At 64.6% G+C, this 14829-nt stretch carries 15 protein-coding genes; 7 read left to right on the top strand and 8 right to left on the bottom strand.

The genetic code is table 11. The features are described 5' to 3' along the window. Window positions 1-14: 14 nt before the first annotated feature. The 5 genes from AB3X95_RS38160 to AB3X95_RS38140 form a co-directional block, all read right to left on the bottom strand. Entirely contained in the window at window positions 15-1247 is a 1233-nt protein-coding gene (locus AB3X95_RS38160; RefSeq protein ID WP_368623943.1) for a hypothetical protein, read from the bottom strand. Between the two features lie 299 nt (window positions 1248-1546). After that, on the bottom strand, window positions 1547-1693 hold the full coding sequence (locus tag AB3X95_RS38155) for a hypothetical protein (protein ID WP_368623942.1): 147 nt from the start codon (window positions 1691-1693) through the stop codon (window positions 1547-1549). Between the two features lie 34 nt (window positions 1694-1727). Continuing rightward, the gene (locus tag AB3X95_RS38150; RefSeq protein WP_368623941.1) at window positions 1728-2912 is read right to left on the bottom strand and encodes a phospholipase A; all 1185 of its coding nucleotides are present in this window, start codon (window positions 2910-2912) and stop codon (window positions 1728-1730) included. A gap of 653 nt (window positions 2913-3565) precedes the next feature. Then, complete coding sequence (locus tag AB3X95_RS38145) at window positions 3566-4357, bottom strand: phytanoyl-CoA dioxygenase family protein (protein ID WP_368623940.1); 792 nt, start codon at window positions 4355-4357, stop codon at window positions 3566-3568. A gap of 60 nt (window positions 4358-4417) precedes the next feature. Next, complete coding sequence (locus AB3X95_RS38140; protein ID WP_368623939.1) at window positions 4418-6421, bottom strand: VTT domain-containing protein; 2004 nt, start codon at window positions 6419-6421, stop codon at window positions 4418-4420. 152 nt (window positions 6422-6573) lie between these two features. Here AB3X95_RS38140 and AB3X95_RS38135 point away from each other — a divergent pair, with 152 nt between their 5' ends. Next, window positions 6574-6957 (top strand): hypothetical protein, encoded by a 384-nt coding sequence (locus AB3X95_RS38135; RefSeq protein WP_368623938.1) that lies wholly within the window; start codon window positions 6574-6576, stop codon window positions 6955-6957. A gap of 45 nt (window positions 6958-7002) precedes the next feature. Beyond that, entirely contained in the window at window positions 7003-7479 is a 477-nt protein-coding gene (locus AB3X95_RS38130; RefSeq protein WP_368623937.1) for an OsmC family protein, read from the top strand. 66 nt (window positions 7480-7545) lie between these two features. On the opposite strand, the gene AB3X95_RS38125 is transcribed toward AB3X95_RS38130, so the two are convergent. Both AB3X95_RS38125 and AB3X95_RS38120 read right to left on the bottom strand, forming a co-directional pair. Continuing rightward, window positions 7546-7779, bottom strand: coding sequence for a hypothetical protein (locus AB3X95_RS38125; protein WP_368623936.1), 234 nt, complete (start codon window positions 7777-7779; stop codon window positions 7546-7548). Between the two features lie 86 nt (window positions 7780-7865). After that, window positions 7866-8336 carry an Lrp/AsnC family transcriptional regulator gene (locus AB3X95_RS38120; RefSeq protein WP_176105629.1) on the bottom strand — a complete coding sequence of 157 codons (471 nt, stop codon included), beginning with the start codon at window positions 8334-8336 and terminating at the stop codon, window positions 7866-7868. Window positions 8337-8492: 156 nt separating this feature from the next. On the opposite strand from AB3X95_RS38120, the gene AB3X95_RS38115 reads away from it, so the two are divergent. Both AB3X95_RS38115 and AB3X95_RS38110 read left to right on the top strand, forming a co-directional pair. Next, entirely contained in the window at window positions 8493-9173 is a 681-nt protein-coding gene (locus tag AB3X95_RS38115; RefSeq protein ID WP_176126062.1) for a LysE family translocator, read from the top strand. Between the two features lie 283 nt (window positions 9174-9456). Next, window positions 9457-9783 carry a YnfA family protein gene (locus AB3X95_RS38110; protein WP_176126063.1) on the top strand — a complete coding sequence of 109 codons (327 nt, stop codon included), beginning with the start codon at window positions 9457-9459 and terminating at the stop codon, window positions 9781-9783. 35 nt (window positions 9784-9818) lie between these two features. Here AB3X95_RS38110 and AB3X95_RS38105 read toward each other — a convergent pair whose 3' ends face one another. Beyond that, complete coding sequence (locus AB3X95_RS38105; RefSeq protein WP_176126064.1) at window positions 9819-10331, bottom strand: DUF1993 family protein; 513 nt, start codon at window positions 10329-10331, stop codon at window positions 9819-9821. A 273-nt stretch (window positions 10332-10604) separates the two neighbouring features. On the opposite strand from AB3X95_RS38105, the gene AB3X95_RS38100 reads away from it, so the two are divergent. The 3 genes from AB3X95_RS38100 (at window position 10605) to AB3X95_RS38090 (ending at window position 14766) form a co-directional block, all read left to right on the top strand. Continuing rightward, complete coding sequence (locus AB3X95_RS38100) at window positions 10605-12164, top strand: protease pro-enzyme activation domain-containing protein (RefSeq protein WP_176369239.1); 1560 nt, start codon at window positions 10605-10607, stop codon at window positions 12162-12164. Window positions 12165-12242: 78 nt separating this feature from the next. Next, entirely contained in the window at window positions 12243-13907 is a 1665-nt protein-coding gene (locus tag AB3X95_RS38095) for a S10 family peptidase (RefSeq protein ID WP_176126066.1), read from the top strand. Window positions 13908-14091: 184 nt separating this feature from the next. Then, entirely contained in the window at window positions 14092-14766 is a 675-nt protein-coding gene (locus AB3X95_RS38090; RefSeq protein ID WP_368623935.1) for a hypothetical protein, read from the top strand. Window positions 14767-14829 lie beyond the last annotated feature (63 nt).

Here is a 14829-nt window from a genome sequence, read left to right as displayed (position 1 = left end):
GGCCTCCGAGTTCATCAGGAACCCATCATTTCATGCGTATTGAATTGCTGTGCTTCGACGCCTTCGGCGAGCGAATCGCCGTTCTTGCCGTGAAACGGTCCGACCGAAAAGCCGTACCTCTTCAGAAGACCATGAGTATAAGAGACCGACCACACGGGCGGGCTACCGATGATGAAATCGGATGCGATGCCTTCTTGCCACGCGGAATAACCTTCGGCAAAGCAGGTATAGCAGTCGCGGGTGGACGGCAGCCTGAACGGGAAAGCGGTGTCGAGTCCAGCGGGCCCACGCGCGAAGCATTCAATATAGAGCGTATGACCGCGAGAAGCGAGTTCCGCTTCGACGCTGGCCGCGCGCGGATGCGAATCGTCGATCCAGAATTGCGCGCGTTTGAGATCCGCGGCGCTCAGGTAGGGCACGCTCGTGCTGCTCGCGAGGATCGCGCCGTCGAAGTCAGGGAGCGGCGTGTCCGGGCTGAACGTATGCACCGAGACTTTCGATTTGCCGAGCAGGTCCGACGCGAGCAGCTCGTTCGCCTGATCGGTCAGCAGGTTGATCTTGTCCGGCAGATCGATCAGCACCAGTTCCTTCGGCGCATCCTTGTACAACAGATACTTCGCGACCGTCGTGCCGAGCCGGCCGGCCGCGCCGAACAGCGCGAGCTTCGTGTTGCCGAATTCGAGGCCGAGCTGTTCGCAGCAATGCATCGCCCAGTCCTTCAGCATCGCCGCGGTCGCCGCGTGGCCGGTCGTGATGTGAGGCGGCTTGACAGGCCGGGGCAGCGCCCCGTAGTTGCATGCGTACGGCGTCGACGCGCCCATCGCGACCATGTTCAAGCCCGCCTTTCTGGCGAGCTCCAGCGCCGGAAAGAATTGCGTCGCCCGAAAGCGCTTGATGCCGCGCGGGCTGCCGAGCCACATTTCGAGCGGCACCGGGCAGGCGATATTCGCGCCGATCACCTGCGAGCCCGAATAGATCGGCGATGCGATGAAAGGCTTGGTCTTCCACAACTCTTCTTCGAACGACTCGCTGCGTTCGCGAACGTTGTGAAAAGAAAATGAAAGGGTCTCCCAATCGGTCGCGTGAAACAGAAAGCCGACTCCCCCCTGACGTGCCGGCAGGCTATCGCGGATCTGTTCCGGGTGAATTTCGTGCTTGAGCGCAAGCGGTGCACTATTCCGATGCAAAAGAAGTCCGGTTGGCTCGTTTGAAACGGTTGACAGGTCTTTAAGGAGAGCGGTCTTCATTGGTTTTTCCTTGGTTTTGATTAGACGCTGGAAAAGTCAGCGCGCGGCGTGGCCAGCCGGTTGGACCGGCGACCCTTCAACTCTAGAGAAATCCGCACCGATATGCCCGTCTGTTCGTGCACACAGCATTCACGAGCGGGTTCAAGACGGGTTGCCCGCCGGGTGGGAATCGGCTTTGGGCAATCTTTTGAAAAAATTACGGCAGGACTTTCGATGTATTACGGCACGTCGTGCGCCGTCCTCGAATGGCAAAAGGGCCGCTCGGCGGCCCTTTGCTTGCATCTCCGGCGAATACCGGATTAGCGTGTGATGCTATAGCCGATTCGCGTAATCCAGCGATGCTGGTTGTAGTCGAGAATGTTCTCGCCATAACCGCTAAAGAAGCCGAGCCATACGTAACCGCTGTCCTGCATATAACCCGTGTCGCGCAAAGGCGCCGAGTACATCTGGCCCGGTGCCTACAGAGGACAACGTCATGTGTCAGCGCGACACGGCGAAGCCAATGCGCGCGGCCCAGCGGTGCTGGTTGTAAGAGAGAAGATCTTCCGCGTAGCCGTTGAAATAGTTTAGAAACAGATACCCGCCCCATGCACTGCCGAACATCTTGGCAAGCGGGTAGGTAAATTGTACGTCGACGCTTCCATAGGTCGATTTCGTGCCCTTTCTCAACGTGGTCGCGAGCTGCCAGCCATCCGGGCTGCCGTATTTGACGAGCAGGTCGACATAGCCGCGATAGTTGGCTATATCCGAATTCGTGTCCTGTTTGTGCGTGTAGGCGTAGATTTTCGGCTCGATGGTCAGGTGGTTGGCGTTGAGGTCGCCAAAATCCCAGATCGGCTTGATGTAGACATAGTCGATGCCCCGCGACCCGGGACCGGCGGTCCCGTTCGACTCGTGCTCGTAGCCCGACTCGATGCCCATCCGGGTGAACCAGCTGGTCCTCCACCCGGTGTCCTCCAGGTAGTAGAAAAGAGCGGGCATGTAGCTCGTATCGTAGAACGGGTTCATATGCCCGCGGATATCCCACAGAGAAGTCTGCGTGTAGGCGAAGTAAAGGTTGTCGAGAAAACCGCGTGAACGCGGATCATCGGGCAGTACGAAGCGGAATTTGAAGCTGACCTGGAATTTGGCGAGACCGTTTTCCGACGAGTCCCAGCCGTCGGCGAAGTAGGTGGGCTGGTAGAACGAAAATCGCCCTACGAGAAAGGTGCCGAGGTCCGGCACCAAGGAATTCGAGGGCTTCACGGTCGAAGGTGGCACTTGCGCGGCGATCGACTCGTTGCCGGCCATCGGCCCTTCGGCTGGCGCGATCACGACCGGTGCGGATGCGGACGCAACCGCCGCCGCAGACGCGGGCGCCGCTGTTGCGGCGCTGGCCGTCGCCGCGTTGCGAGGCATGCGCGTGAGCAGGACCACCGAAGGTGATACGTCGACGCCAGGCACGTCGATGCGAAGCGCACCGCGCGCCCAATCGGGCCATGGCGCGCTATAGCTGACCGCCTTCATCTCGCCGGCCGCTAGCCGGACATGCTCGGGTGCGCCGGATGCGCGGGTGAGCAGTACGGCCCTTGGCAGGGCCTCGCCGTTGGTCAGCGTGACGCTCAAGGTGCGAGGCACGTCGACCGACGTGCCGGAGGGTGCGTCGCCGGTGTAGACGATCGTCACGACAAGCGGTTCGTCGGACCTCGCTTCGCGCGGCGGACGCAATATGGAAACCCCGGCGACGCTATACGCAGAGTAGCTGCCGAGCACCAGCGCACTGATGCAAACCGATAGGCTGGGGAGCAGTTTGGAAAATGAGCCGGAAAGCGGACTCGACGACAATCGGAAAACGCGCGAGCGATGGCTGCGAACGCCAGACTGGCGGTTTTTCTTCACGCGAGACATCAATCGATTCCGCACGCGGAGCTCCTATTGGTCTACGAGTTCAGGTCGCAATGAGACGATAGCGTCAAAGCATGCAGTTCGATAGAAAATCAGGGTCCGAGTTTTGATTGCCGAAACCGCCATCCACGCCGGTTCCCGCTATCCGTTTTTTCGCTCATTTTGCCAGTGCTATTAGGAATTGCGCGAGTGGAAAAAGACCTGCCGCGCTATCGATGCGAATAGCGACGGGAACAGCGTCGGAATAAGGTCGGAATAGCGTCGTGTCGTTGCATTTGCGCAACGGAGTTTTAAATGTTAAATCGCGGGTGATTCGCGCGTTGATATATCCGTTGGGCGGGGCGCACTTTTCGCTTATGACCATTGCGTGGCGATTCGCGATTCGATTGCCCGGCAAATCGTTGCCCAATCAATGCGACAGTTGAAAGCCCGCTTTAATAGGCGAATTTCCGGTATTGCTCCGGCGCGCCCGCCTTGTCGAGTTCGCTCACGCGCGGCATATGGCGCAGTAGTCGATTCGCGCGTGACGTCAATTGCGCATCGACGGCTTCGGGTACGTCGATGCGGACTTCCGGTCGGAAATACCAGCTGCGGCTATAGCCGATCACGACCATCGGACGCGGCAGGTCGGTCCGGTTCGGCGTGCCGCGATGGAGCGCGCGCACGTCGCGAATCATCACGTCGCCGAGTTCCATCGTGATCGCATGCAACGGCAGGCGGCCGTCGCGCCACGCGTTCAGCGCGTCGTCGGAGCGCATCCGATGCGTGCCGAGCGTCGTTTCGAATGGGCCGTTCTCGAGCGTGACGTCACATAACGGAAAGTTGACCGCGAGCTGGAACGACGGGGTTTCCGCTTCGCCGTCGAACAGCGCGGGTGTGTCGCGATGAATCTCCTGATACGTCGAGCCATTCAACGGCGTGTCGGTGGCCAGCTGGCACATCACGGGATCGTCGCCGGCCACGCGCTCGACGATGCCGAGCACGTCCGGATCACAGAAGATCGACTGATCGGCGAAGACCCCCGTGAACGGCAGCGTGACGTAGTGCCGGTTTTCGCCGCGCACGGCGGTCGCCGGCGCGGCGATCTGCTGTTGCAGCAATGGCGCGAACGCGTCGCGCCATGCGAGCAGCGTCGCCTTCGGGAAGTGCTGGCGCAGAACGACCATGCCGTCGCGTTCGAACGTCGCTGCGCAATCATCGAGTTGTTCGGTCGAAAAGCGGCCCACGGTTGTCTCCTTTATCGAGTCGTTGAGTCGGGGCTTGCCTAACTAGCCTGCATGTGACGCTCATTCCATCGGCGAGACCAGCAGCGACACCGGCACGCCGTGACAATCGACTTCCGCGAGGACCGTCGCGCCGAGTTCTTCGCCCAAGCTGGTGCGCGCGTCGATCGGAGTTCCATTGCGGTCGATGCGCAGAATGTTCAGCGGCCACGACGGCCGCGTCAGCCTCTCGTGCGCAAACGCGCCGACCCACAGCGGCGCCGCGGCGGTGCCGTTGCCGACCGCGTAGGCGCTCGGCCAGAAACGAAGCACGTAACGTTCCTCGCGCGATTCGCCCGGCCGCACGAAGACCAGCGACGACGGCACGCCATTGTTCAGCTTCGGCAGCACCGGCAGCGACACCGCCGCGACGTCGGGCGAAGCGAGCGACAGCAGGCTGTGCGCGGACACGTCGGTGCCCTCGATCCAGCCCCGCGCGCGCAGTAGCTCGCGGATCGAAGCGGGTTCGGAGACCCATTGCAGTGTCAGCGGCTCCTTGCGATCGCCGCCCATGTCGGAGCGATAGCACGGCAGCCGCTGCCACTCGGAGTGTTTCCACTGTGCCTGCGTGAACTGCACGGGTGGTGGTTGCGGCGCGCTGTTCGGCGGCGCCGGCATGGCGACGCCGAGCTGCAGCCCGACGCTGAGCACGACCACCGCGAGCACCACGAGCGGCATGAAACGGCGCGGCGGCGGCGGCCGCGGATGCCGCCAGATCGCCGTCAGCGCAATCAGCGCGACCCACACATATGCGAGCGCAGCGCCGCCGATCGCGTCGGACACCCAGTAGCGGCCGAAGTACACGCCCGCGAGCGCCACCACGATCACGACGATGATGCTCGCTCCGGCAACCAGCACGCCTTCGAGCTTGTCGACCCGACGCGCGAGCAGAAACGCGAGAAAGCCGTAGACGATCACCGTCGCGGCGACGTGATTGCTCGGAAACACGAAGTGGCCTGTCATCAACTCATTGGGCGGCTCGCGGCGCATCGCGAGTTGCAGGCCGAGAATCAGCAGCTGCGAAAACACGACCGCGGCGAGCCAGTAGGTGATCGTGCGCCAGCGCCGCTCCCATACCATCCACAGCGCAACCGTGACGACCAGCGCGAGCAGCGTGATGCCGCTGCCGAGCGTCCCGAGCGCCGCGAGTACCGTGTCGCTCCACGGCGTGCGCACCGATTGCAGGAAGTGATAGACGGACAGATCGATGGTGGTCAACGGATCGCCGCTGACGACGTCTTCAAGGACCCCGAAGAAAAGCGCGCCGGCCACCAGCACGATCAGCGACGTCGCGAGCAGATGGGTCGCATCGGGCGTGTCGGGGTCGAGCATGCGGCGCGCGATGCGGCCGAGCGGACCCGGATGTCGGCAGGCCCAGCTGCCGAGATGACGGCCCGCCGCGCTCGACCACGCGTTCGCGTGCGATACGAGGAACTCCGCGCCGCGAAAGCTCAGCCACACGATGCACACCAGCATCGCGATGATCACGACGAGCCGGAACGACACCGCGCCCGCGAGCAGCACCGATGCGCCGAACACGACACCGGGCAGGATATGCGCGGGCGCCCACAACAGCGCGGACAGCACGTTGATCGCGAGGAAGCGCAGCGGCCGCATGCCCATCATGCCCGCGACGACCGGCACGATCGCCCGCAATGGGCCGATGAAGCGGGCGAGCACGACGCTCTTCGCGCCATGCTTTAGAAAGAAGCGCTGGCCCGCGTCGAGTACGCCGGGGTGTGCGCGGAACGGCCACAGCGTGACGATGCGCTCCTTGTAGCGATCGCCGAGCCAGAAGCTGGCGCCGTCGCCGGCGACCGCGCCGACAATCGCCCACACGAAAACCCAGGCAAGACTCAGCGAGCCGGTGCCGGTCAGCGCGCCGGCGAGGAACATCGCGGTGCTGCCGGGAACGAAGGTGCCGATGACCGCGATGGATTCGAAAAATGCGGCGAGAAACACGACCGCGAGCATCCACGTAGAGTGGCCGGCGAGCAGATGCAAAAGGTGGCTGTAGGCGTGCTCCATCGTGCGCGATCGGCGGTTCTCGGGCGTGACGATCGATCATAACGCGCACGGGCAAACGGTGGGCGCGGGCGGGGGCGGCGCTTCTGCAGCGGTCGGGCGATCGGCTCAGAATAGATATCGTGGCTCGGCGGATCGGTGCGCTTGGGGGAGCTATGAAGACAGCAACCGGTGGGATCGTATGGTCGGCGTTGCTCGTGACGCTGTTGACGGTGGGGGGCACGGGGACGGTCGAGGCTCAGCAACTGGGCAGTCCTGGCGGCAGCCAGGCCGGAACTCGTGCGGGCGCCGGCGCGGGCACCAGCGCGGACAGCGGCAATGCGGCTGCCGGCGGCGCAATGGGCATCGGTACCGGCGTCAGTCCGAGTGCGATGCCGGGGCCGGGCATGTCGGCGGGTGGCTCGTATGGGCTCGGCGCCGGTGGCGCGACCGGCTCGGGCGGCGCACTCAACAACATGCGCGCGAACGGCACGGCGCTCTACATGAGTCCCGACCCGCGCGCGCCGAACGTGACCGGGCGCGCGGCGCCGCCGCGCTAGGGCGGCGGATAGAATGCAGATCCGATCCGACCACAGGGGAAGGGAATGGCACACGGCGAGCACAAGTACCGCGTATCGGTGCAATGGACCGGCAACCGCGGCAGCGGCACCTCCGGCTACCGCGACTACGGCCGCGACCACGTGATTTCTTCCAGCGGCAAGCCCGACATTCCGGGCTCGTCGGACCCGGCGTTTCTCGGCGACGCGACGCGCTGGAATCCCGAAGACCTGCTGGTCGCGTCGGCGAGCGCGTGTCACAAGCTGTGGTACCTGCATCTGTGCTCGGACGCGGGCATCGTGGTGCTCGACTATCGCGACGACGCCGAAGGCACGATGCTCGATTCCGGTCACGAAGGCCGCTTTTCGCAGATCGTGCTGCGCCCGCGCGTGACGATCCGCGCGGGCGGCGACGTCGAGCAGGCCATGCATCTGCATCACGTCGCGCATCAGAAGTGCTACATCGCGAACTCGATCAACTTTCCGATTCTCTGCGAGGCGGTCGTGGAGACGGAAGCGCGTTGAGGCGCGGGCGGCGGCGCCAGGCATGCGAGCCGCCGGGCGGGGCGCCGGCCAGCCGCTCGCTAACACTCAACGATTGCCGTCGAGCAGATCGCCGAGCAGTTCGTCGAACGCGGCTTGCGCGTCTTCGAGTTCCTGCAGCGCGGCGTCGAAAGTCTGCAACGCAAATTGCGAGGGTTTGCCGCTGCCGGCGGGCGGGAATTGCGATTGCAGCGACGCGAACGCCGTCTGCACACGCTTGGTGGCGGTCACCACGCGTTCCATTGCGGCGGTTTCTTCGGCTCGCGCCTTGTCGTGATCCATGAGAACTCCGGGGTCGTCGGGTTGCGTCGGGACGGCTCGCGCCGCTCCTAAAGGGGACTAAAGGGGTGACTATGCCACGTTCGCGTTCAGGACAGCGGCAGACCGCCAAACGCTTTCACTTCGCGCAACGACAAGGCCGATTCCACCGACGTCACGCCCGGCAGGCTGCGCAGTTCATCGCGCATGAAGGTGCCGTAGTCGTCGAGGTCGCGCGCGACGATCTGCAGGATGTAGTCGGCGCTGCCCGACACGTTGTGGCACGACAGGATACGCGGGATGGCCTGCACCTCGCGCTCGAAGCGCGTCGATACCACGCGGTCGTGCACCGCGAAGCGCACCAGCACGAATGCGACCACGCCCAGACCGAGCCCGGCGCGCGACAGCACCGCGCGATAACGGTCGATGTAACCATCGTTCTCCAGACGTTTCAGACGCCGCGCGCACGGCGTTTCGCTGAGGCCGACCATGTCGGCGAGACGCGCGATCGACATGCGGCCGTCGTTTTGCAGCGCGGCGAGAATCGCGCGGTCGGTTTTGTCGAGATCGTCGGCGGACATAATCGGAAGGTGCTTGCTGCGGGTTGGCGGAAGACGCCATTAGATTTTGAAATCTTAGCGTATTCCGCTAGTTTCGGATTGGTCTGGGCCGAAAATCGCCAGCAAACGCTCCGCTTCCGATAGCAAGATGGAGCCTCGAACAACAAGGAGGCTCCGATGATTTCCGCTCACCTGCTGGCCGTCTACGTGGCGGCATTGATCGTCGTTTATGCGGTGCCCGGGCCGGACATGGCGCTGATCCTGCAAACCAGCATCGCGCGCGGCGTGCGCAGCGGCTTCGCTGCCGCCGCGGGGCTCGGCGTGTCGCGCGCGACGCACGTGACGCTATCGGCGTGCGGCATGGCGGCGCTGCTGCGCAACGCGCCGTGGCTGTACGACGCGGTGCGTTATGCCGGCGCGGTCTATCTCGCGTGGATCGGGATTCAGATTTTCCGCTCGCCCGGGTTCGCATTGCCCGCCGGTGCACGCGACAGGCAAGCGGCCGGCGCGTCGCGAGTGGAATCCACTCCTTCGAGCGATGCGGATAGAGGCGCGCGGCCGTTGCGGACCGCGTTCGTCAAAGGTCTGCTGACGAATCTGCTCAACCCGAAGGCGCTACTGTTCTGCTCGGTGCTGTTGCCGCAATTCGTGCGGCCGGAAGCGGGGCCGGTGGCGTGGCAGATGATCGAACTCGGTGTTGTGCTGCTCGCGATCGGCGCATGCTTCGACGCGTTGTATGCGATCGGCGCCGCCCGCATCGCCAACTGGATGCGCGCCCATCCTTTCGCGCAAACGCTGCAACGTTGGACGTTTTCGGCTGCGTTGATCGGCTTCGCGCTGCGACTTTCGCTGGATTGAAACTCGAGGCTGGCGTGAGACTGCGTGAGCGGCCGACCGGCGCCGCCCGCCGCTCACTTCTTCAGCTTGCGCTCGCGCCGCGGCCGGTCCTCGATAATTTTCTTGCGATGCTCAGATATCGACACAGGGTGACGCAATGCTCATGACCGGTGGCCGTTGGAGTTGAAGTAGCGCGACTGTCGCACGTGCAGCGCGCGCGATGCCAGGTGATTGTGTTAATAAAGCCGATAGCGCAGCGGCCGCGCGCACGCGCGGCGACACAACCACCTTCTCACGTGCGTCGATGAAAACTTTCCTGCTGTATGTCGTGACCGCTATTGCCGAGATCCTCGGCTGTTACCTGCCTTGGCGTTGGCTAAAGGAGGGCGGCTCGGCGTGGCTGTTGCTGCCGGGCGCGGCAAGCCTCGCGCTGTTCGCCTGGCTGCTGACGCTGCATGGCACCGCCGCGGGCCGCGTGTATGCGGCCTATGGCGGCGTGTACGTGGCGGTGGCGATTGCATGGCTGTGGGTCGTGGACGAGGTGCGGCCCACGCTGTGGGACGCCGCAGGCGCCGCGCTGACGCTGGCTGGCATGGCGGTGATCGCATTCCAGCCGCGCCTGCACGTGTGAACGGGGCGCCGCTTTCGACGACCCGCCCGCTGCCATTACTGCTGCATCCCGCCCAGATAGTCGAGCTTACCGAGCTCGACACCGTTATGACGCAGGATGTCGTACGCGGTCGTCACGTGGAAAAAGAAGTTCGGCAGCACGAAACCGAACAGATACGACGCTCCCGTGAACTCGATCGGCCCCGGCCGCAATTTCAGCGTGATCGTGCGGCTCTCCGAGCCGTCGATCTGCGCCTCGTTGAATTCCTTCAGGTAATCGATCGTCTTCTGGATACGGGCCCGCAGTTCATCGAAAGTCTGCTCGACGTCCTCGAACTTCGGCGGCTCGACGCCGGCGAGGCGCGCCGCGCAACCCTTGGCGGTATCGCTCGCGATATACACCTGGCGCACGAGCGGCAGCATGTCCGGCGCGAGCCGGGCATTGGTGAACACCGACGGTTCGATCTGCTTCGCGGCGGCATGCGCCTCGGCCTTGCCGAGGATGGCCTGCAGGTTGGTGAGGCCGCGAATCAGCACAGGCAGTGATGCTTGATACATCGAAATTGACATGGGTTCCTCTGATTTCTCGATCGTGCGCGCGGGCGGCGCGCGCGGCACTGAAACGGCGGGAATGCCGCTCCAGCATCATAGCGTGTCGCATCCGCGCCGCGCAGTAGCCATTCGGACGACTGCCGCACGCGTCGGAACTGTGTTCGAATGCCTTGGTCGGACGCTTGGACGAAGTTCTTGAACAACCCCTGCCGCGTATCGCGCAAACGATGCGCTTCGTGCAGGCGCGTGGCTGACCGTCTGCGAAGCCACGCTAACAGGAGAGTCGACACCATGGTCACCAAGCATCCATTGCCAGGCAGCGAGCGTAAGGTCGCGCAGGGCACCACGGTCATCGGGCAATGCGATCCCGCCGAGCGGATCGAGGTCTTCGTGATGCTGCGCCGCCAGCAGCAGGCGCAGTTCGACGCGTTGATGAAACGCATCGAAGCCGGCGACGCGAGCGTGAAGCCGTTGTCGCGCGAGGCGCTCGCCCAGGACTACGGCGCCGCGCCCGATGACATCGCGAAGGTCCGCGCGTTTGCGGCCGCGCATGGGCTCGCCGTCGTGCGCGAGGACCCGGCGGCGCGCTCGGTGCTGCTGAGCGGCACGATCGCGCAATTCCAGAGCGCGTTCGAGGTGAAGCTCGAACGCTACCAGCACCACACGGCTGGCCAGTTCCGTGGCCGCACCGGCACGATCAGCGTGCCGGACGATCTGCGTGGCGTCGTCGAGGCGGTGCTAGGGCTCGACAACCGGCCACAGGCGCGACCGCACTTCCGTATCCGGCCGCCGTTCGTCGCGGCGCGCGCGCAGCAGGAGTCGTTCACGCCGCCGCAGCTCGCGTCGCTCTACCAGTTTCCGCAGGGCGACGGCGGCGGCCAGTGCGTCGGCATCATCGAGCTCGGCGGCGGCTACAACACGTCGGACCTGAAGACCTATTTCTCGAGCCTCGGCGTCAGCGAGCCGACCGTGACCGCGGTCGGTGTCGATCAGGCCGGCAACAACCCGAGCGGCGACCCGAACGGGCCGGACGGCGAGGTTACGCTCGACATCGAGATCGTCGGTGCGCTCGTGCCGCGCGCGACCATCGCCGTGTACTTCACGCAGAACAGCGACGCCGGCTTCATCGACGCGGTGAGCCGCGCGGTGCACGACACGACCCACAAGCCGTCGGTCATTTCGATCAGTTGGGGCGCGCCGGAGTCGGTCTGGACCGGCCAGTCGATGAATGCGCTCAACAGCGTGCTGCAATCGGCGGCGGCGCTCGGCGTGACGATTTGCGCGGCGTCGGGCGACAGCGGGTCGAGCGACGGCTCGGGCGGGGGCGACCAGGTCGACTTCCCGGCGTCGAGCCCGTACGTGCTCGCCTGCGGCGGCACGCAACTGAGCGCGTCCGGTTCGGCGATCACGCGCGAGGTCGTGTGGAACGACGGCGCGCAGGGCGGCGCGAGCGGCGGCGGCATCAGCACCGCGTTTCCGGTGCCGGCATGGCAGCAGGGTTTGTCGGCCGCGACGACGGGCGGCGGCAGCCAGCCGCTCAATGGGCGCGGCGTGCCGGACGTCGCGGGCGATGCCTCCCCGTTGACCGGCTACGACGTGCTGGTCGACGGAACGCAAACGGTGGTGGGAGGCACCAGCGCGGTAGCGCCACTGTGGGCGGCGCTGATCGCGCGCATCAACGCGGCGAAGGGGCAACCGGTCGGCTTCGTCAACGCGAAACTGTACAAGGCGACGGGCGTGTGCAACGACATCACCGAGGGCAACAACGGCAGCTTTGCGGCGTCGAAGGGGTGGGACGCCTGCACGGGCCTGGGCAGTCCCAATGGCGGGAAGGTGGCGGGCGCACTATAGTCTGCAACACAGCGCATCACACAACAACAAGACGTAAGAACGAGGACGCACGGCAATAAAACAACCCTTGGAGCGATCATGACGAATACAGAATCGGCTTCTGGTAGCCAGCATTCGCCGCACAACACGCACGCCACGGCCTCGGCCGGCGCGTCCACCGCCACGAGCACCCCGCACAAAGCCGGCGACCAGCCGTTCTTCGACCCGGTCGCCTACGGCAACGGCCCGGACGATTCGGTTACCGATACGGTCGAGACGGCCGCGATCACGCATCATTCGGTGACCATCGGCGGGCACAACATCAACTACACGGCGACCGCGGGCCACCTGGTGATCGTCGATCCGAGCAGCTCGCAGCCGTCGGCGAGGATGTTCTACGTCGCTTTCACGCAGGACAACCAGAAGGAAGAGACGCGGCCGGTCACGTTCTTCTATAACGGCGGGCCCGGATCGTCGTCGGTATTCGTGCTGCTCGGCTCGTTCGCGCCGCGCCGCATCAAGACGTCGATGCCGGGCTTCACGCCGCCCGCGCCGTATTCGCTCGAAGACAATCCGGACAGTCTGCTCGACAAAAGCGACCTCGTATTCATCAACCCGGTCGGCACCGGCTATTCGGCGGCGATCGCGCCGAAGAAGAATCGCGATTTCTGGGGCGTCGATCAGGACGCGGACTCGATCAAGCAGTTCATCAAGCGGTTTCTGACCAAAAACAACCGCTGGAATTCGCCGAAGTATCTGTTCGGCGAGTCCTACGGCACGGCGCGCAGCTGCGTGCTCGCGTACCGGCTGCACGAGGATGGCGTCGATCTGAACGGGGTGACGCTGCAGTCTTCGATTCTCGATTACACGCAGTCGGGCAACCCGGTCGGCGCGCTGCCCACGGCGGCCGCGGACGCGTGGTATCACAAGAAACTCGGCGTCGCGCCGCGGCCCACCGATCTCGGCACGTTCGCCGAAGAGGTCGCGCAGTTCGCGCGCACCGACTACCTGGCCGCGCTGCGCAAGTTCCCGACCACCGACACCGCGACCGTCGAAAAACTCAGCGAATACACCGGTATCGACAAAACGACACTGCTCGCGTGGAGCCTCGACATCGCCGGCTACGACAGCCGCGGCAATTCGCTGTTCCTGACCACCTTGCTGAAGTCGCAAGGCCTCGCGCTCGGCGCCTACGACGGCCGCGTGACCGCGATCGACACCGGCATCGCCGGCAAGATCGACCCGAACTCCGGCGGCAACGATCCGACGATGACCGCGGTCACCGGCGTCTACACGACGATGTGGAACGTGTATCTGAACGAGCAGTTGAAGTACACGTCGAACTCGTCGTTCACCGACCTCAACGATCAGGCCTTCAAGTACTGGGATTTCAGCCATATCGATCCGACCGGCGCGCAGAAGGGCGTCGACTCGACAGGCAACATCATTCTGTACACGGCCGGCGACCTTGCGGCCGTGATGGCGCTCAATCCCGACCTGAAGGTGCTGTCGGCGAACGGGTTCTTCGATTTCGTCACGCCGTTCTATCAAACCGTGCTCGACCTGCAGCAGATGCCGCTGGTCAGTCAGCAGGTGCGGCAGAACCTGTCGGCGCGGTTCTATCCATCGGGTCATATGGTGTATCTCGACGGCGGTTCGCGCACCGCGCTGAAAGCCGACCTCGCAAAGATGTACGAAGAGACGGTGTCGGACGCGCAGGCGCTCGGGCGGATCCGCGCATTGCAGGCGCGGGTGGCGAAGTAGCGGCGGTGGCGGGGCGTCGGGACACATCGCGACGTCGCGTCGTGCCGGTCTGCTCTGGCTCGCGGCGGTCGCCGCGAGCCGGCAAACGGTGCGCTGCCATGTCGGGCTTTTGTACTCATCCAGATTGAATGTGTTTTAATTGCCTTGCGAATTGAACTACCGCGTGCCGCCGGCGCGCAGACGAATGAACGCAGGCATCGCAGACACGCATCGGCGGGGTCTTTCCCGCGACATCACCAGCAGCAATGACGCGGCCAACGCGCCGCGGCTAGGGCGCGAGAGCGTGGTTCGACCGCGCGCGCACATCACACATCGTGCGCTGTTCGTAACCGTCGGCGCACTGATCGCGCTGCGCATCGGGGACGCCGCCGCGCAGCCGAGCGACGTCCTCGACGACCGCGTCACCCAGCAATCGATCGGCCGGACGATTTGCCGCCCCGGTTATGCGGAAACCGTCGCGCCGCCGTTCGACGAACTGATGGCGCGCAAGGACCGCATGCTTGCCGCGCGCGGCATCGATGTGGATGACAGCGCCGCGTTTGCGCTCGACCGGCACGTGCCGATCATGCTCGGCGGATCGCCCGATGCGCCGGGCAATCTCGATCTGTTGCCGTGGGCCGGCCCGCAGGGCGAGCGCCGCAAGGCACGCGCGGCGGCGATGCTCAAGCGCTGCGTCTGCGAAGGCAAGCTGAGTCTCGCGCAGGCGCAAGCGGCGATCGTCGGCAACTGGTCGGCGGTGTACGCGGGCTTTGGCCAGGCGTCGTGCGACGTGAGCCGGCTAGACGTCTCGACTGGCGACGACGACGGCGTCGACAGCGAAGACAACCGGCGCGGCGACGCGCATGAGCGCGAGCGTTGAGCGCATCCGCGCGCTGCCGCAGTCGTCGCGGAACCACGGTTCGCTGCCCCTCATTTTTTTCGG

The organism is Paraburkholderia sp. BR13444, from assembly GCF_040948755.1.
Taxonomy (GTDB): Bacteria; Pseudomonadota; Gammaproteobacteria; order Burkholderiales; family Burkholderiaceae; genus Paraburkholderia; species Paraburkholderia youngii.
The sequence above is the reverse complement of the archived record's forward strand: the minus strand, read 5'-3'. Positions and strand labels throughout refer to the sequence as shown.